We start from the raw sequence: 18461 nt of genomic DNA on the forward strand, positions 1-18461 counted from the left end.
GTTGTAGCACATGGAGATACAGAATCACATGATGTTGTGGAATCATGCTTCCTTCAACATATTTGATATCCGCCGCGTGGTAGTCCAAGCAGGTCAGAATTTGCGATCTTATGTCTTGCCAGCCAGTGTCTTCATCATGTCTGTCCGGGGAAGTGCTCAGATTATACTCGATGAGACATCACATAATACAAGACGTTTTCAGATATTCCATGCGGGTAAAGGAAGCCTTCTGAACGTAGAAGCCGGACAAGAAGGGTTCGAATATTATTGCGTTTATTACAAAGCAAAACTTTCAGTGCCAGCCCATAGCGAACTTGCAGCACTTGCTGAACGTCTACGCCCTTTCCACATTACCTACAGCCTGATTCCTGCGGAACCCGTTATATTCTATCGCTGTTTGACGGACATGTATAAGGAATGGGGCAAAGCCGAAGCGCTCGGACATTTGCGTGCCAAGACCCTGCTTCTTCAATTCATCACTGAAGTGCTGAATCAGATGCAGACTCAAGGTGCACGTTCTCAGAAACGCGATCTGGCTGCGCAAATTATCACGATTATTCAGTCTCGATACACCGAAGCCATTACGCTGGAATTACTATCAGAAAATCTAAATTACAGCGTTCCGCATCTCTCCTCTTATTTTAAAAGCCGGACCGGACTCAGCCCGATTGATTACCTTATTAAAGTACGGATCGATAAGACGGCAGCATTGCTGCTGGAGACAGATGCCACGTTAAAAGAGATTGCATCCAGCGTTGGTTATCAGGACCCCTACTATCTGGGCAGGTTGTTCAAAAAATATAAAGGCGTCTCCCCCTCTCATTTCAGAGCAGAACATAGAGCCACCCAACGAGAAGATAGTCCTTCCACAACCATGAGATTATCCATTGGCCCTCCAAAACCCCTCAGCTATACTATTGTAGATGATAATGATTATCAACTAGTTGGAGATGGAGAGGACGAATTGAATATGTACAGAGGATCAAGACCACCCATTACGGCGGTATTATTGCTTAGCTTTATGCTGTTGATCAGCGCTTGCGGGACGGAGACTACAGGTAACAGCTCCTCGGGAGCAGGAGAGAATGCGACAACTCCGACCAATACCAAACAAGGACAAGCTGCGGGAACTACAACTGCCGAGCAGCCACAGACCAAAACCGTATCCACGGTTACAGGAGATATTGAAGTGCCATTGCAGCCCAAACGAATCGTAGCGGGTGAATACCTGGGCAGTCTGATTGCTCTGGGTGTAACTCCTGTCGGAACATCAAGTCACCACATTGCAAACCCCTACCTGCATGACGCGTTGAAAGACGTGGAGGATCTGGGAGATGGCAACGGTAACTTGGAGAAGATTGCTGCCACGGAGCCGGACTTGATTATAATGGATGATATGTATGCTGAAATGAATGAGCAGTTAACTAAAATTGCCCCGACTGTAATCGTACCCTATGCCTCATTCAAAACCGTGCATGAAGAAGTCAGCTATTTCGGTGAGCTACTGGGTAAACAAGAGGAAGCAAAGGCATGGCTTGCTGATTATGACCGCCGTACAGCCGCAGCGAAAGAACGAGTGCTCCAGGTTATCCCTGCCGACAGCACATTCTCCATTCTCGAATACATGGGGAAAGATATTTCAACCGTTGGCGCGAACTATGGCAAAGGCGGACCTGTAATATATAATGTGCTTGGTTTCAAACCTCCAGTTGAGGTAATCGCTGAGTTAACCGATCCAGGCTGGGCTAGTCTCTCCATAGAAGTTTTGCCTAAATATGCTGGGGATTATATTGTTCTGACGACTGATAACCAGACGATGCAAGATCTAAAGGCCGACCCCATCTGGGGTGGATTGGAAGCCGTCAAAAATGATCATGTGTATATCTGGGGTGCCGACCGCTCCTGGTATTGGGACCCCATTGCCATTCTCACCCAAACGGAAGAGCTGGCCGATTGGTTAGTGGAAACAAAGCATTAATGCTTCAATTTTACTAACCAATCAGCTTTATGAACTCTGGATCTCGTAGTTACTGATTGAGATTGATTCCATCAAAAAAACACGCAGGACTGGCTCGATAGGCCGGTTACTGTGTGTTTTTTGGTTTATTCCAATGATATTAATTTCCGATGATGCTAATTTCCAATGAAATCATATTATTCTTTCTATCACCTATAGCACTCTTGCCAGTCGGACCAAAGCCGCTCGCAGATGCCGATAGAATGTCGCCCGACTCATCGAGCATGCTTGTGCTGCGGCAGTTGGATTGCCAGCATGTGTCCAATAGGCCGTGTATAACAGCATCTGATCCTGATGGGAGATACCATGAACCCGGCCCTCCAGCAAATCCAGGATATGAGTCTGTAATTGAATTCCATCCGTCAAGCCATTCACTCGCGCTGCGTACCCATGCAATTCTCCGGGAGAGTGCAGATGAGTCAGCATTTTGCGTACATCCTGTTCGGACCAGGGAACCTGACTCACGCCAGATGTCCCCTGTTGTAACCCGCTGCTCTTTGTATCCGGACCCAAAAGGGACATCACCCAGTCACCGAATTGCCCGCTACGTAAATCCAGATCCAGCACAGATGCCTGATCTTCATACAGGTCACATAAACGAGTACGTGCTCTTTTACTCCGAAAACCAATGTTCTGCAAAAACAGCTTCAGATACGGATTGGTTGCGACCAATATGACCCTGGCCCCTTCTCCCAGTAGTGACAGCCGATCCAGCGACATATAACCCACAAGTTCTTCACGTTTGTAACCTGGCACATCATCCCTTGCTGCAGCGAGTACCGCAAAGTGAGTATCCGTCTGGTCCGGATCACAATCCAGCTCTTCTGGTGTGAAACATTCCTGCATTTCGGCTGGAAAATAGTTGCACAACATCCCGCTGCTCTCCCGGTGCACGAGTACCGTAATGAACATCGCGATCGGATCGCCCTCCTTGTCTCGCATCAGTACAATCCCCTCAGGATAACGCTGTGCAAGTTCGTCTAAAAAAGCAGGATAAGACGGCGCCTGCCAAGGCTCCACACTATACTCACACCACTGTTGGAGTAATTTTTGCAACGCTGGCAAGTCCTCCGATCGCATCACCTCCATCGGAGAAAACAGTGAATCCGCCGACACATCAGCGTACTTCCGATGCTGGAGCATGGATTCCTGACACAAAAGGAGCATTTTCCTCGTAATCTGGCGTCTCTCATGTGGACCCGCTTGTTCATGGAGCGGCTTCAGCAGCCCCGCTATTCGCACACGCATGGCTTGCAAACGCTGTGGTTCACGTTGGCGAAAATCCCGAAGCAAATGTAATCTGGCCATATCATGCAGCGCCAGACCATTAGGACCGGAACGGATGAACGACATACGTCTCAAGACGTTATATTCCTCAAGCGTCACCTCTGTTTGCAGCACGGATGCCAACAATTCCTGATTCGCCGTTTCCAGCAGCGTTAATACCTCTACCATTGGGTGCAGGCGGGGAAGCGTCAATTCAAGCAGCAGCCTGGCACTAATCATTTGTGATACTTCGGTCCAATCGGAGATGGGAATATTCCTGCGCTGATCCGCAGCCTCTACAGCAAGCGCTAACCCGAGCGGATGTCCATCCGTCATACGCGCAATCGTCCCCGCTATGCTCCTGTTCAATGATCCCGCCAATGCAATGTATTCGGACACTTCTTCACCCGTAAAATGTTGAAGAGGCATCTGCACGAGGCGCTGCCGCAACCTTGGATGTGTCCGCCATGCTGAAGCCGGCTCCGGTCGTGAGGCCAGAATAATAAGTACTCCATATAACGGGAGCTTGGATACGAAGACTTCCATAAACCAACTCTCCAGAAGAGCCAGCTCCTCATAATTATCCACAGCAAGGACCAGCCGCCTCTGAACTGAAGTTTCACTCAGCAGGCTTAATGGCCGCTTGTTACCATCACTCCCCATTGTCTCAAGTCCCAATGTAGAGGAGAGATACTCCAAAAAAACCGACGGTGTAGAGCCGCAGGATCTGCCATCCATCCATATGGCAGTTGCCCCCTGGTTTCGAGCAATGGACAACATCTCGGACAGCAAGGATGATTTACCGATCCCCCCCATGCCCGTAACTGAAAAAATGGTTAAAGGTGCTTCCGGATTGCTGAGCCATCGGTCCAACAGCATCAGTTCCTTGGCTCGACCCACAAAACGTTTTCCATGACCATAATGGCTGTCGTATTGAATCTCACTACTGTTTTCCATCTGTGTCCTCCGTACTAGATACTGGTACTTTCCCTTAACCGTATTTTCTCACAAGTTGAGACTATATTGAGACGCACAGTTACATGTGAAGTGATAAAATCTAGATAAAAGCCAAATTATAGTAAAATATACAAAACAGCTGTATGCAAACGTTTAACACTGGGTACATACATCTTTCATGAGGATGTTCAACATATTCGCCATTCCGCTAATCGAGCACACCAATCAAGTGGGCATTTGATGTGATTCAGAACGCTGAAGTCCATAAGCAGCTACTATTTTCAAACTTCATGCTTCCCTTTCAGAACCTATACAGCCCGATATTCCAGGAAAGGCGGATTTGTGTGAGAAAAAACCTCGATATCTGTAATCTGAGCGGACAACTAGGAATCAACCGTGAACGACTTGATGAATGGTTGCGTCAAACCAATGTTACATCCAAAAAAATGGAGACGGGAACTCTTCCGGAGCGCAGCTCTTCACCATATCGCTTGGCTGCTCCCACCTCATTATCCCTTGCACCTTCCTCTGGCCAACCGAGACTGTTTCGCGGCCGCCGTCCGGATTCTGGCAACCCTGTATTACCGAGAGCATTACGACAAACTCGTCGCATCAGTAAAAATTGCTAGACTGTGCATGTTTTTCAATAGTGCACAGTCTAGACTGTCTTCCAGCCTGATCCATCAAGACGAAAAATCATGTTCCTCCTCGATCATGGCATGAGCAAGCAGCGCCATCTCCAGGCAGATTCTTCTTTCCTGATCCATAAAATCAGGTCCCATTAATTCTTCTAACTTCTCCAATCTATTGTACAGAGTTTGCCGATGTATGAACAATTGAGCAGCTGCATCCCGCTTGGAACCGAAGTTTTGCAGAAAGGCATCCAAGGTCTCCACCAGCCTTAGATGATGTGTCCGATCATATTCAATCAGAACACCCAGATGGTCATTCACAAAAGGCTGCAGAAACGATTGAGGCAATGCTTTTAACATTTGATATATACCCATACGTTCGTAAAAATGAATATGTTCTAGCCGATCTACGGATCGTGAAACTTCGATGACCTGATACGCTTCCCGCAGACTGTCTGGCAATCCTGTTAAACGGTTACGCACCTTGCCAAATCCGGCATGGATCGTAACCTGCTTCAGGTTGCGACTCGCAAATCTCTTCACATCAACAATAGTGCCTTCAAGTGACTTTACCAGTTGATTTCGTGTGGATGTCTTGCTCTCTTCCTTGGCACAGCATACATATACCTGATTATTTTTCAGCATGATGAGGCTGGCCAGATTGTTCTTTTTGAGTAACGAACGCAGCAGAACCAGAATATCCTGATGGTTGGTTTCCATTCGCTCACGGCCGATGCCTTTCAGACGGTGCTCCATCTCAATAACCCCGCCGGCAAACCAGTACTGTCCCTTTACCAGCAGACGGAGCCCCATTCGGGTCTGCGCCTGCTCTTCATGAAGAATGTTACCGTTCATCAGATCCTGGATCAGTTCATTCTGGTTGCGTACCATCTTCTCCTCCAAAAACTGGGAGCGCAGAGTCAGTGCCGCCGCAGCCTTTGCTGTATAATCGAGCAACAGCTTAAGATACTCAACGGGTGCTGAAGGATGTACAACCATGCCTACCGCGGAAAAAACCTGACCAAAACATACGACCGGGTGACACAGTAACACCTGTTCCTCATCCAGATGGAACCATAACTCCGTGTCTGAATCATTGAGATCCAGATGCTCAACCTCCTGTTCGTACCATGTGTAGATCGCTTGCTGTGTCTCGGTGGGTAGTTCCGGCACAAAACTGCCCGGTTCCATGGACGAGATATACACAACCGGTTTGGCCGCGTATTCATGCAGAAGATGAAGTACAGCCGGCATGTCTGTACTCTGTAATGTTCGCTGCTGAAGCTGACGGGAATAGGTTTCCAGACTCTTAAGCAGTTGGTGTTGATGATTAATAAGCAAAGCGTGAATATCTTGCGTGATCTCAACAAAACGTACCGGTTGCTCAAACACGATAAGTGGGAATTGATGCCTGTCAGCCAGTTCAATCAATTCTTCGGGAATGCCATGAATGCTCGTACCAAATTCCACGCAGAGCCCCGCCGCTTCGCTCCGGATTAACTGGAGCAGATATTCTTCGCGCCCTTCTTCCGATTGAAGCCATAGTCCAGTGGATAAAATAAGATCATGGGGACTTACAAATGGAGAAACATTGGTAATCTCCAACACATGAACCCATCCAACCTGACGTAATGTTCCTTCTTTCCCCGCAGCAAGCCGGGCTTTGGCAAAGACGGGGCGAGCCAGAATATCCTTTATCGTAAACACGCGGTCATTTCTCAATATCGATCCCTCATAGTGTCATTTTTTCTTACATTATAAGCGATGGGCAAATGTCCTGAATAGTCTTTTCTCGACATTATGTTGAATCAATTCTTCAAAACATAGACATGAGGTAAGGTGCAAAACGATGATCCAGGTCATAAACTTGTAGTATAAGCTAACAACCATTAAATGGACGAGGTGCATGGCGATGAGAATCGGAATTCCGAAAGAAATCAAAAACAATGAAAACCGTGTAGCAATGACCCCAGCTGGAGCTGCTGATTTTGTCAGAGCCGGACATCAGGTCATGATCGAACGTGGCGCAGGATTGGGCAGTGGATTCACAGACAACGAATATCAATCGGCTGGAGCGGAGCTTCGGGATACAGCTTCAACTGTGTGGGCTGAGGCAGATATGATCATCAAGGTCAAAGAGCCCCTTGCCAGCGAATACGCCTATTTTCGTCCTGGCTTGATTCTCTTCACCTACTTGCACCTCGCAGCGGAACCTGCACTGGCAAAGGCACTGATTGAAAGCCGGGTAACTGCCATTGCGTACGAGACACTGGAAGTTAACGGTACGCTGCCTCTGCTCACACCGATGAGTGAAGTTGCCGGACGGATGTCGGCTCAGATTGGAGCGCAGCTGCTGGAGAAAACGGAAGGTGGCAAAGGCATTCTGTTATCCGGCGTACCCGGCGTAAGCCGTGGCAAGGTCGTCGTTATTGGGGGCGGCACGGTGGGCACGAATGCTGCCAAAATCGCGATCGGTCTGGGTGCGGATGTGACCATCCTCGATTTGAATCTGAATCGTCTGCGCCAGCTGGATGATATTTTTGGCAATCAGATTCATACGCTGGTATCGAGTCCATCCAATATTGCGTCGGCTGTTGCGGCTGCCGACCTGCTAATCTGTGCAGTGCTGATTCCAGGCGCCAAAGCGCCAACCCTAGTCAGCGAGCAAATGGTCACCACCATGGCACCCGGTTCGGTCATTGTCGATGTGGCGATTGATCAGGGCGGAATTGTGGAGACCATTGATCATATCACGACTCACGATGAACCGACCTATGTGAAGCATGGTGTTGTGCATTACGCGGTAGCGAACATGCCGGGCGCGGTGCCGCGCACGTCTACGGTGGCGCTGACCAACGCCACCATGCCTTATGCGCTGCAGCTGGCGAACCACGGTGCAGCCGCCGCGATTCGCGGCAGTTCGTCCATTCGCAGCGCGATAAACGTGCTGAATGGACATATCACGTATGAGGCGGTTGCCCGGGATCTCGGGCATGCCTATGTTCCCGCAGGACAGGCGCTGGAGAATACCGCCGCGGTCCAGTAATCTTGATATGACCGTTCCACCTGGCGCCTTGTCGCCGGCCTGTGGAACGTAATAGAAGCGCCAGTCCGGGCAGATCCTGTCCAGGCTGGCGCTTCTTGTTTTATTTTTACATGAAATAGGAATGAGATCTGAAGATGCTTCGGGTGGCGCTCTATACTACACGTTCGCTGCATACCTCACGGAAATTACAGTCCCGGCAAGCACGTCGTGAAGGCATTGGCGTGAAATACGAAACGTCCTTGGGACGGTTGTAATACTCATCATCCACACAGGAGCGCATCTCCGCAATATACCGCCCCACGTTCTCCTCCACCTTCAGGATATCCTCTTCCGTTGCCGTAAACTCTCGGTGTGTCCCGGTTAACAGGTACTCCACCCGCAGCTCAATCTGCTCCAGCGGAACCCGGTAATGTTCCCTCACATAGGATGCGTACAGCATCAACTGATCCGAGAAGTCATCCTCCTTGCCCGTTTTCCAGTCCACAATGACGATGTTGCCGTTGCTGCGACGATATAACAAGTCCATCTTCACATACACACGCGTATCGTGCAGCATCATCGTATCCCATTTCTCAATCTCCAAAATATCCGTACTTGCACGGGACAGGTCCTCCCACGTAAGTGTCTGATACAAATTGCCAACACAGGCCGAGGCTCGTTCTTTAATCGTTGCAATCCGGTCATTCAACGTATCATCCCCGTAATACATCTCAGACAACATCACCCGGTTCTTGGGGTCGAGCCGCCACTGATCCTGATCCATGGATTCCAAATACGCCTGATTCAGCAGCTTGCGCATCGTCAGTTCCAGAAAGTGTTCACGCGGTTTATCCTTGCCTTCTTCCCTGCTGCGAACCGCCGATTCACACATCCGATGCGCGAGGTCACCGAATACGAGGTAAAGATTACTGAGCTGCTTCAATCGATACAGACGTACCTGCATCTCATCAGCTGACTCTGCCTTCCAGCCGTTATGGGCTCCATAATAATGATAATAATATTTGCGCAGGCACTCATCGAACATACTCGCCCGCGACTGCGAATAAGACCACTGCGGGTATTGTGCCATAAGATATTCTGCCTTTCTGTATGCCGGATCTGCATGAGATCCCTTAATGCTCACAGTATATAGGAAAGGGCAAAAACGCCGCAAGCACCCTTCCGTAATTTTCTTCTATCCGCAACCGTTTCCGATTCAATGCGTAACGTTTATATAGTAACATCACCAAAAGATGAAATTACAACGCAGAACACATACTATACTAAAAGAGTACAGGATTTTGCTTTGATATAAGATCAACCATAGATTTACACTAAAACGGAGAGGGCAGAAAAAATCTGAAAAAGCGAAGCGTTCGCCTGAAAGCTTTCTGAAAGAAAGCTACATCGGAAGCATACGCTTATCACCGGATTTCACCTTTTAGAAAGAGAATCAGAGAAATCTGGGGGTAACAGCGATTGAAAGATTATTCTGGACGCGGAGCGGCCGAGTGTAAAACTCATGAGTTGATCTTATATGAAAAAATATTGTACAGGCATATCCTAAAAGGAGGCACCACCCATGAATCGACCGGATTGGTTCCAGGCGGAAGAAGCATTACAACAAATCCAAGTCATCGGAAGCGACCGGAATGAGCTCGTAAACATCATTGGCCATGTAGAAGGACTGAATTGTATTGGTACAGGAACGGATGCGGCGGTATTTACGTATGACGGCTTGCCACAGTATGCCTTCAAGATGTACTCAGATCATGCCCTGGACAAACTTGAAAATGAAAAACAGGTATATGAGCAGCTCAAAGGCCTGCCCTACTTCCCTACCTATTACGGCAGCGGCCGGAATGTTCTTGTGATCAGTTTTGAAGCGGGAGATACCTTGCTCGAATGTCTGGAAAAAGGAATCCCGGTCCCCGAGCAGGTCATGCTCGATGTGGACGAAGCTCGTGAGGCAGTACGCAGCCGTGGCCTGAATCCACGGGACATTCACCTGAAAAATGTAATTCTCCAGAATGGACGCGGAAAAGTCATCGACGTCTCGGAGTATATTCAGGACGGCAACGATAATCGCTGGGAGCATCTCGTCTGGGCCTATTACAACATTTATCCACGGATCAAAGGTACGCCCATCTCCCCACGCATGCTGCAAACGATCAAATGGGGATACAATCAACTGGATCAGGCCAATATCAAATTGGACGACCTCTCCAAGAAGGCCAATCGTCTGTTCTCCAGATTTATGAAATGAGTATCCAAATTCACTTCACTTTAACCTAAATTCAAATGTTGCAGCTTATCTGGATTACGCAAGATATAGATCCGCTCAATACAATCATTTCTAAAAGCTAGGCTGACCACAGTCGGGAATGCCTCAGAGGGGCTGCTTAATACAAATCCTAATTGTCCATTGACCTTGACGAGACGTACAATACCAGCGCTGTCCCCTTTGGATAAGAGCCCTTGAATGAACGCCAGCACCCGCTGGCTTGATGTAACTGGCTTAATTGCTGCTACAACTTTACCACCACCATCACTGTACAAGGCGACATCGTGCGAAAGCATTTTTAAGAGTCCTTCCATATCTCCACTCGACGTGGCTTGGAGGAAACGAAGTGCAAGTTGCTCGGACTGAACGCTGGGAGTCAACTCGACTTCCGGCTCGTCCTGGATTTTACGTTTAAGACGACTGTATATTTTCCGGCATCCGACCTCCGTCTTGTTCAAGAAGTCTGCTATATCACCATAATCAAATTCAAAAGCTTCTCGCAGAATAAATACCGCGCGCTCAATTGGGGTTAGCCGATCGAGCATGACCAGGAAGGCGTACGAAATCGTATCTTCCAGTTCAATTGTTTGAAGTGGATCATGTTCCACCGCTGAAACGGATTCTCGAGCGTCCTTATGATTTTGCACCAGAGGTTCCGGCAGCCATGTCCCGACGTATAGTTCCCTTTTTTTACGTGTTGATTTCAAGTAATCGAGACAACGGTTAGTCACCATTTTGCATAAGTATGCTTTCAGGTTCCGAACAGAGCTACTCTCTTTATGAATACCCTGCTGCTGTACTGTTAAAAATGCGTCCTGAACCACATCCTCAGCATGAATGACAGATCCCAGCATACGATATGCGATAGAAAGAAGAAGGGGTCTGTACGTCCTGTATACCAATTCAATCTCCATAATGTATTCCTTCCTTATCTTTTCCTCTACTTTCTATTATCGTTTGAGCAGCCCGTTTTGCGCTCACCAGAGAGGCATTAATTAACATCCCCTCGTTCCCTACCCAATCGCCAGCAACATAGAGCCCCGGTCTTCCTGTGATCTCAGATCCAGGTCTACCCGAGAAGCCTCCGTTCTCGGCTGTGACACTGCCATGCGAGACAAGCATTCGTGGAAGGAAACGCTGTTTAATGATATGCTCGCGCCACCCCGGCTGAATCAAATCGAGAAAGCCCTTTAGTTCGTCTTCATCCTGCCTTGGATCCGATTTTGATGATTCCGACAAATACTTCATCACATGCACAACCTCATGTGCCGGGTTCTCTGATAAAGAGGCCACGGCGGAATGGTTCGAGTAGTACCAAGGATGATCTACGCCTAAAACAAATTTCGTTTTCGGTTGAGGCATCCCGGATACGACCAGATCCAGACACGCGGCGCGAACAGGAGTTAGCTTGTGATACAGTTTGGCTTCAATGGGTGAAAGAGCAGGATTAAGCAGAGCTAAGGTATCCAACGGGCCTGCCGTCGATAAGACGTGACGAGTCGTCAACTGTAAACCACCTTTTAAGGAAACCATCATTTGGGGATAACTCCCGGCAATTTCTCGCACGACCGAGCTCGTGCGGATGGATACACCTGCCTGCTGAGCTTGTTCTGTGAGCCGACTAACGAGGAATTGCCAGCCTCCATCTATATACAATACTTGGTCCTGTTTGAGTTGTTCAATGACGGCGCCAGCACTTACCTGATCAGGAGCATCGCAATAGGTGCTCAAACGAACGAGCGCAAACACGACACTACGTATACGGGGACTCGATATCAGGGTTTCCAGGTAAGTCTGCAAACTAACGTTATGCAAAACGGATGTATCTACCTTTCGGAGAGAACTGTAGAACCGAATGAGCTGGCACTTCTCTCTCCATTTCAAAAACGATCCAAGCAAGAGCTGTGCTAGGGAAATTGTCTTTTTCCCGCCGTTTGTTCCTTCAAACACCAATGTATCTGGCGGTTTCGGTACTGATCCGATAGGTGTGACGCCTACCTCATGAAGAATGGGTAACGCCGCTTTACTGAGAGCATGAGCCCCCAGGTTTACGCGTGCTCCTGCGATCTCATTTGAAATAGCGCGTCCTCCGAGCTGTACCCCTTTGTCGAGCAACAGCACAGTCTTTCCTGCACGGGCCAGATAAATCGAGGAGGTTAATCCGGCAATGCCTGCTCCAATGATGACAACATCCCATACTTGCTCATTATGATGCTCTGTCATGTACATCAATCCCCTCCGCTTAATGAATACATGACGATGAACAGAGGACTTTTGTGACTCAGACCTGCTTCTTCACTCTCCCCCCGGAAGGAGTTACCCCCTTATACTGTTTGTATAACTTCGTAAAATAGTTCGCATTGTCGCAGCCTACTCTGGCGGCGATCTCCGTAATGGTCAGACTGCTGCCTTGCAGGAGTTGTTCTGCCTCACTCATCCTGCACCCGTTTACGTATTCCACGAAGGTACGTCCGGTCAGCTTTTTGAACATTTTGCAGAAGTGATACGCATTCAGTCCCACATGGCTTGCTGCTTCCGTAACAGACATCTTACCTGTGGGGTCGGCTTCAATCTGTGCGATCAACTCCTTGAAGCGTTCGCGGTTGGGAAAATATGATCCGACCGATGATTTATCCGGCAACTGCTGCGGCATAAATGTACGAGCAAGCAGGGTGAACAAAGCATGCAGTTTGGACTTCACCACGAGCTGATAAGCCGGGGGCTGTAAGGCCATCTCCTCCACAGCTTCATTCAGCAAAGAATAATAACCTGTGCAGGCTGCGTTTTCCTCTGCTGGTTTGACCGGAAACCTCACCCTGCCTTCCAGATACGGCGCGACATATTGCTCATGCACGGGATCATGAGTGAAATCATGGAACAATGCACGGTTAACTACAACGGAATCATAATCCACATCCCCATCATCCAGAGCATACCCGACATGCAACGTGCCTCCGGGAATAATGATGACCTCACCTGCTTGAACCACATAAGGTTTGCTATCGATATGGAACAGCGCACTGCCTTTACGCATAACAATCAGTTCAAAATGTTCATGCCAATGCAAATATAGAATACATTCTTCCTTTTTCATATCCAAACACCGATTTTGGAACAACTGAAATGGATGTGATTTATGATCAATTCGGGTATTTTCGTGAAGCGCTTTCAGATCTAGCACGACTTCTTCCCCCTCTTCACAAGATCCGACTAATATTACACAAGATTGTGTAGAGCCATCCCGTTAATGCACGGCTATAATGAGTGTGTCACGAAGTACTATAAGCCAATATTGGAGTGAAATACAACCATGAATAAATCATTACGCATCGGTACCCTTGTAGGCGGGCAGGACGCGTCCGCGTTATCCCGCAGATCATGCAACACGGCTTCGAATCATTTAACCTGACTTTCTGGCAAACGACAGGCGATCTGGATCTGGCTGAGACAGCCAAACGTGTCCGTGAAATTGTGGACGAACAAGGCATTGTCATCTCTGCGGTGAGTGTGTTTGGTAACCCACTAACCGGAGCTGGAGACAACGCCGATACACTGGCGAGCTGGGAGCGAGTAATTGATCACGCACAACTCTTCGGTGCAGATATCGTCTCCGGGTTCACCGGACGGCTGACCGATCAACCCATTAACGAGTCCATCCCCCGGTTCAAGGAAGTATTTGGTGAACTGGCACGCCGGGCAGCAGACCGGGGTGTACGCATTGCTTTTGAAAACTGTGATATGGGCGGTACATGGCAGACAGGCGATTGGAACATTGCGCATAATCCAACGGCCTGGGAGATGATGTTCGATGCGGTTCCTGATGACAACATCGGATTGGAATGGGAGCCCTGCCATCAAATGTCCAGCCTGATCGACCCGATTCCTCAGCTGCGCAAATGGGCGCCTAAAGTGTTCCATGTGCACGGCAAAGATGCCACCATTGCCTGGGACATCGTCAAAGAATATGGCGTGCATGGCCCACGTGAATTCGTCTGGCACCGTACGCCCGGCTTCGGGGATACCAACTGGTCCGACATCATTACGATTCTGCGCCAAAACGGGTATCAGGGAACGATTGATATTGAAGGCTGGCATGATCCTGTCTACAAAGATGAACTCGAAATGACCGGACAGGTGCACGCGTTAAAATATTTGAAACAATGTCGTGGTGGAGATTTTGTTCCTAATCCGGTATAAAAACGGGATTAACATTGAGTTACATGATATCCATTGCACGAACATAGAAAATGAGAAGCATAAGGAGATGATAGGATGAGTCACCCTTATCGGGTAGTTGTGGCAGGTTGTGGGGCCATGTCCAATACCTGGGTTGATTACGCCATGCAAAGGCCGGACACGGAAATTGTGGGGCTTGTCGATCTGTATGAACAGACTGCCGTTGCACTCGCTGCACGGCACGGCCTCTCCTGTCCCACGTTTACGGATATTGGTGAGGCCATTCGAGCAACAGATGCCAACATCGTATTTGATGTTACCATTCCAGCGAGCCATTACGGTATTGCCATGACGGCGTTACAACAAGGATGTCATGTATTTGGCGAAAAACCTCTGGCGGAATCCTTCTCTGACTGTGAAGATATTGTTCAGACTGCACGCCGTACGGGCAATATTCAGGCTGTAATGCAAAATCGCCGTTTCGATCCACGTATTCGCGCCTATCGGCAGTTGATTTCCGACGGAACGATTGGTCAGGTCGGTTTTGCAGGGGCAGATTTCTTCCTGGGACCTCATTTTGGAGGATTCCGTGACCTAATGGATAGTCCACTGCTGCTGGATATGGCGATTCACACCTTCGACCAGGCACGCTATATTCTCGGTGCCAACCCGGTCTCGGTGTACTGCCATGAATTTAATCCTCCGGGGTCATGGTATCAAGGTAATGCGATGGCACTATGCATCTTCGAAATGTCCGATGGCTCCGTGTTTAACTATCGCGGGTCCTGGTGCGCAGAAGGTGTACCTACTTCATGGGAAGCATCCTGGCGCGTAACCGGAGAAAAAGGAACCGCCATCTGGGATGGCAATGATGACATTTATGCTGAAGTTGTCTCGGCGCAACATCTGGATGCGGAAGGCAAACCGTCCTTTTTCCAACCGTATGAGCGGATTGAGGGACACCTGCCCGTCATGGAGAAAACCGGACATCACGGCTGCCTCGAAGACATGTTCGCAGCGCTGGAATCCGGGCAACTGCCTGAGACCGATTGCAGTGACAACCAGTTCAGTATGGCCATGGTACTCGCATCCCTCGAAAGTGCCCGCACAGGTCAAAAGGTGTTCATTGCTGATCTGCTGAAGACTGTATAGTGAAGCCGTGAGCCGAATAGCCCTCCTCATAAACCAAGCCCAAACTGCGAACCTTCTGCAGTTTGGGCTTTTTGTCTGCTTACTCTTCTATTCTAGAAATGATTAAAAAATGTCATGCCAAATAGCAAACGCAGTGAAGGGGACGAAATCGATTCTGGAGAAACGAAGTGCTCGCCTTTATCTCCGGATTTCGACTTTTCAAAAGGCGATCAGGAAATCCGGGGATAACAGCGATCGAAAGAACGATTCGTAACCGGAACGGCTGCTTTGCAGGCAGTTATTTTTTGAACTTACATCATTTTATAGGATTCCTTTTTTCATTGCCTTGTACACAAGCTGCGAGAATAGGCTGTTCGACCAAGCAAACCACGGCCTTGTGAACGTGTTTGGATCATCCGAATGAAAACCTTCATGCATGTACCCGGTACCTGCATCTGTGTTCTCCAGCAGATCTATCATCTCCAGCATTTCCTTATCATTGTCTGCGGTCAGACCTTGCATGGACAGCGCCATGTGCCAGATGTATCCGGGCGGAGTATGGGGGCTGCCGATGCCTTTGGCTGCTTGCCCTTCATAATAAAACGGATTTTCCTTGCTCAAAATAAAGCGCCGTGTATTCTGGTACACGATGTCCTCGGTGGAAGTATACTCCAAATATGGAATAGACATAAGTCCCGGGGTACCTGCATCATCCATTAGGCAAAAGTTGCCGTAACCATCCGTCTCATAGGCATAGATCTGCCCATACTCGGGGTGACGGTAAGTACCGTATAAGGAAATACCATGTCGTATTTCTGCTTCCAATTGGGCCATCTCGCTGACCAGCTTCTCATCCCTGAATACCCACCTTGCAATCTCCCCCATTTGGCGCAAAGTCACCGCTGCGAACATATTTGCCGGGATATTATAATGAAAATCACATGCATCATCGCTGGGGCGGAAACCGGACCAGATCATCCCCGTATAATTTACCGGCATCCCCAATCCTTCGTTACGGAGTGTATCATGGGCTGGACAATTCCGGCGCATGAATCGGTATGGCGACTGCTCACCATGGCGCTGCTCCGTTTTCCACAGACTGACTATGCTCTCCATCACCCTCTTGAAACGCTCGTCAAATATATCCGTCAATTCCGTCTCACGCCAATACGCATAGGCGAGCCGCATAGAGAAACAAAGTGAATCCAGCTCAAACTTGCGTTCCCACACCCAAGGCGACATCTCTGTCTCATCATTCGCATCCCAATGCCATCCATTAGCCGTTTCGTTAAACGCATTGGCATAGATATCGATGTCCGCATAGAATGTATGCCGTTTGATCAGCCCTCCAATGATCCGCTGCAGCTGTTCGTCTTCCTTTGCCAGCGGAACGTAGTGCATCACCTGCTCCACTGAATCACGCAGCCACATTGCCGGGATATCCCCTGTAATAACAAAGGTTGTCCCATCATCCAATAGCTTTGTCGTCGTTTCCAACGTGTTGGGAAAACAGTTACGGAACTGTGCCAGCAATCTTGGTCTATGTTGCAACCGTTCCTCGGCCTCGGTAAGAATGCTCTGTACAGCTTGCGGTAATTCCAGATGCGGCATGGGGATTTTCGGTAATCTGAACTGTTCCATGGATGTCGTCTCCTTTGAATTGAAGTTTCCATATTTGTTTGCATCGTTTCATTCAATGATTTGTGTCGCATTGTTATTTTCGTTATGATAAATTATAATAACATTATTATTTGTAAGTGTACTGTGCCGGAAGATGATCGTCAATTCATAACGGATGGTTCATTGAAAAAATAAATTGGATCATATGTTGTAGATTGAAATGGCTCGTTGGTTTTATGCAAATTGTTTACATATGAAGGAGTAATGAAATGTCACGTAAAGTATCTATCCAGTCGCTGGCCGACCAGCTTGGATTATCCAAATATGCCGTCTCCCGTGCACTCAGTGGCAAGACTGGTGTCAGCGAAGCGACTCGCGCCCGTGTGCTGGAATTAGCCCGTGCCTTGGGATATCGCCAAAGCACCCCAGGAAGCAGCACTGTTCCAACTGCAACCCATACAGAACAATCCGAACCCCCATTTGCTCTCATCTGCATGAATCAGCTCAACCGGGGTGAGCCCCACTACTGGCAGCGCGTCCTCTCAGGCATGATCTCTGCCTGTAATGAGAGAGGATGGCATCATGCCATTGTATCTCCCTCTCTGGGAGTCGCTGATGAACACACGCCGCCAGAACGGGCAATCGCTCCTCACTTGGATTGGGAACGTTGTGCAGGAGTCATCGCCATGGGCGCTTTCCCCCATGCAGTCCTGCAACGACTGAGCCAGACAGGCCGCCCCATTGTGCTCGTGGATCATCAGGAGCCACTGTTGAACTGTGATACCATCAGCCATGATAACCTGGAAGCAGGCATTACTGTGGCTAGATATTTAATGTCGATGCAGTGCCGCCGCATCGGTCTGATTACGGATGATGGCCGAGCTGCCAGCTTTGCACAGCGGAAGATCGGCATCGAACTGGCTTTGAACCATTTTCACGCAGACAGCAGTCGGTTGACCACGTTCAGAGAATGGAATATTCCTTATGAGAACGGCGAATGGATCGACCAATTGGCTGCCACAATCAAAAACATGCCCGCCGACGAACGGCCCGATGCCTGGATTGGCGTCAATGATGATATCGCCTTGCAGTGGATGAATAAGTTGCAGGAAATGGGTTTCTCCACACCTGGGGATTGCCTTGTCATCGGTATCGACAATGTACATGCCGCCGCTACATCGTCCCCGCCCCTGACCACAGTCAATCTGTGCAAAGAGGAGCTCGGTCAGCGTGCGATTGAAGCTTTGCAGCGCAGGATTGAACGTCCGGGAACACCAAAGGAAACAGTCATGTTATCCACGTCCCTCATTCCAAGGGAATCAGCGTAACTTAATGTGCACAACTTTTTTAGCA

Annotated in this window: 14 protein-coding genes; 7 read left to right on the forward strand and 7 right to left on the reverse strand. The window is 48.8% G+C overall.

Annotated features, from left to right (window positions below; genetic code table 11):
• The first annotated feature begins 28 nt into the window (after positions 1-28).
• Entirely contained in the window at positions 29-1978 is a 1950-nt protein-coding gene (locus gpAD87_RS20580) for an AraC family transcriptional regulator (RefSeq protein WP_231952690.1), read from the forward strand.
• Between the two features lie 192 nt (positions 1979-2170).
• On the opposite strand, the gene gpAD87_RS20585 is transcribed toward gpAD87_RS20580, so the two are convergent.
• Positions 2171-4240 (reverse strand): ATP-binding protein, encoded by a 2070-nt coding sequence (locus gpAD87_RS20585; RefSeq protein ID WP_064640285.1) that lies wholly within the window; start codon positions 4238-4240, stop codon positions 2171-2173.
• Positions 4241-4584: 344 nt separating this feature from the next.
• Between gpAD87_RS20585 and gpAD87_RS31905 the strand changes: the two genes are divergently transcribed.
• On the forward strand, positions 4585-4869 hold the full coding sequence (locus gpAD87_RS31905) for a hypothetical protein (RefSeq protein ID WP_143021552.1): 285 nt from the start codon (positions 4585-4587) through the stop codon (positions 4867-4869).
• A 54-nt stretch (positions 4870-4923) separates the two neighbouring features.
• On the opposite strand, the gene gpAD87_RS20590 is transcribed toward gpAD87_RS31905, so the two are convergent.
• Complete coding sequence (locus tag gpAD87_RS20590) at positions 4924-6594, reverse strand: PucR family transcriptional regulator (protein ID WP_064640286.1); 1671 nt, start codon at positions 6592-6594, stop codon at positions 4924-4926.
• 190 nt (positions 6595-6784) lie between these two features.
• Between gpAD87_RS20590 and ald the strand changes: the two genes are divergently transcribed.
• Positions 6785-7918: an alanine dehydrogenase gene (gene ald, locus gpAD87_RS20595; RefSeq protein ID WP_063567665.1), complete on the forward strand. Its 1134-nt coding sequence runs from the start codon at positions 6785-6787 to the stop codon at positions 7916-7918.
• A gap of 151 nt (positions 7919-8069) precedes the next feature.
• Here ald and gpAD87_RS20600 read toward each other — a convergent pair whose 3' ends face one another.
• Complete coding sequence (locus gpAD87_RS20600; RefSeq protein WP_064640288.1) at positions 8070-8987, reverse strand: PD-(D/E)XK nuclease family protein; 918 nt, start codon at positions 8985-8987, stop codon at positions 8070-8072.
• A 492-nt stretch (positions 8988-9479) separates the two neighbouring features.
• Here gpAD87_RS20600 and gpAD87_RS20605 point away from each other — a divergent pair, with 492 nt between their 5' ends.
• On the forward strand, positions 9480-10163 hold the full coding sequence (locus tag gpAD87_RS20605; protein ID WP_064640289.1) for a hypothetical protein: 684 nt from the start codon (positions 9480-9482) through the stop codon (positions 10161-10163).
• Between the two features lie 20 nt (positions 10164-10183).
• Here gpAD87_RS20605 and sigJ read toward each other — a convergent pair whose 3' ends face one another.
• Genes sigJ through gpAD87_RS20620 form a run of 3 tightly spaced genes read right to left on the reverse strand, consistent with a single transcriptional unit; the run spans position 10184 to position 13362 of the window.
• Positions 10184-11095, reverse strand: a complete 912-nt coding sequence (gene sigJ / locus gpAD87_RS20610) for an RNA polymerase sigma factor SigJ (RefSeq protein WP_064640291.1) — start codon at positions 11093-11095, stop codon at positions 10184-10186.
• The gene (locus gpAD87_RS20615; protein ID WP_064641082.1) at positions 11085-12404 is read right to left on the reverse strand and encodes a phytoene desaturase family protein; all 1320 of its coding nucleotides are present in this window, start codon (positions 12402-12404) and stop codon (positions 11085-11087) included. The genes sigJ and gpAD87_RS20615 overlap by 11 nt, the downstream gene beginning before the upstream one ends.
• Positions 12405-12462: 58 nt before the next feature.
• Positions 12463-13362 carry a helix-turn-helix transcriptional regulator gene (locus tag gpAD87_RS20620; protein WP_064640293.1) on the reverse strand — a complete coding sequence of 300 codons (900 nt, stop codon included), beginning with the start codon at positions 13360-13362 and terminating at the stop codon, positions 12463-12465.
• A gap of 197 nt (positions 13363-13559) precedes the next feature.
• On the opposite strand from gpAD87_RS20620, the gene gpAD87_RS20625 reads away from it, so the two are divergent.
• The gene (locus tag gpAD87_RS20625; RefSeq protein WP_231952693.1) at positions 13560-14378 is read left to right on the forward strand and encodes a sugar phosphate isomerase/epimerase family protein; all 819 of its coding nucleotides are present in this window, start codon (positions 13560-13562) and stop codon (positions 14376-14378) included.
• 75 nt (positions 14379-14453) lie between these two features.
• Positions 14454-15509, forward strand: coding sequence for a Gfo/Idh/MocA family protein (locus gpAD87_RS20630; RefSeq protein ID WP_064640295.1), 1056 nt, complete (start codon positions 14454-14456; stop codon positions 15507-15509).
• 300 nt (positions 15510-15809) lie between these two features.
• On the opposite strand, the gene gpAD87_RS20635 is transcribed toward gpAD87_RS20630, so the two are convergent.
• On the reverse strand, positions 15810-17129 hold the full coding sequence (locus tag gpAD87_RS20635; RefSeq protein WP_064640297.1) for a glycoside hydrolase family 125 protein: 1320 nt from the start codon (positions 17127-17129) through the stop codon (positions 15810-15812).
• A 248-nt stretch (positions 17130-17377) separates the two neighbouring features.
• Here gpAD87_RS20635 and gpAD87_RS20640 point away from each other — a divergent pair, with 248 nt between their 5' ends.
• The gene (locus tag gpAD87_RS20640) at positions 17378-18436 is read left to right on the forward strand and encodes a LacI family DNA-binding transcriptional regulator (protein ID WP_064640299.1); all 1059 of its coding nucleotides are present in this window, start codon (positions 17378-17380) and stop codon (positions 18434-18436) included.
• Positions 18437-18461 lie beyond the last annotated feature (25 nt).

The sequence above is a fragment of the Paenibacillus sp. AD87 genome (genome assembly GCF_001659845.1).
GTDB lineage: Bacteria > Bacillota > Bacilli > Paenibacillales > Paenibacillaceae > Paenibacillus > Paenibacillus marchantiae.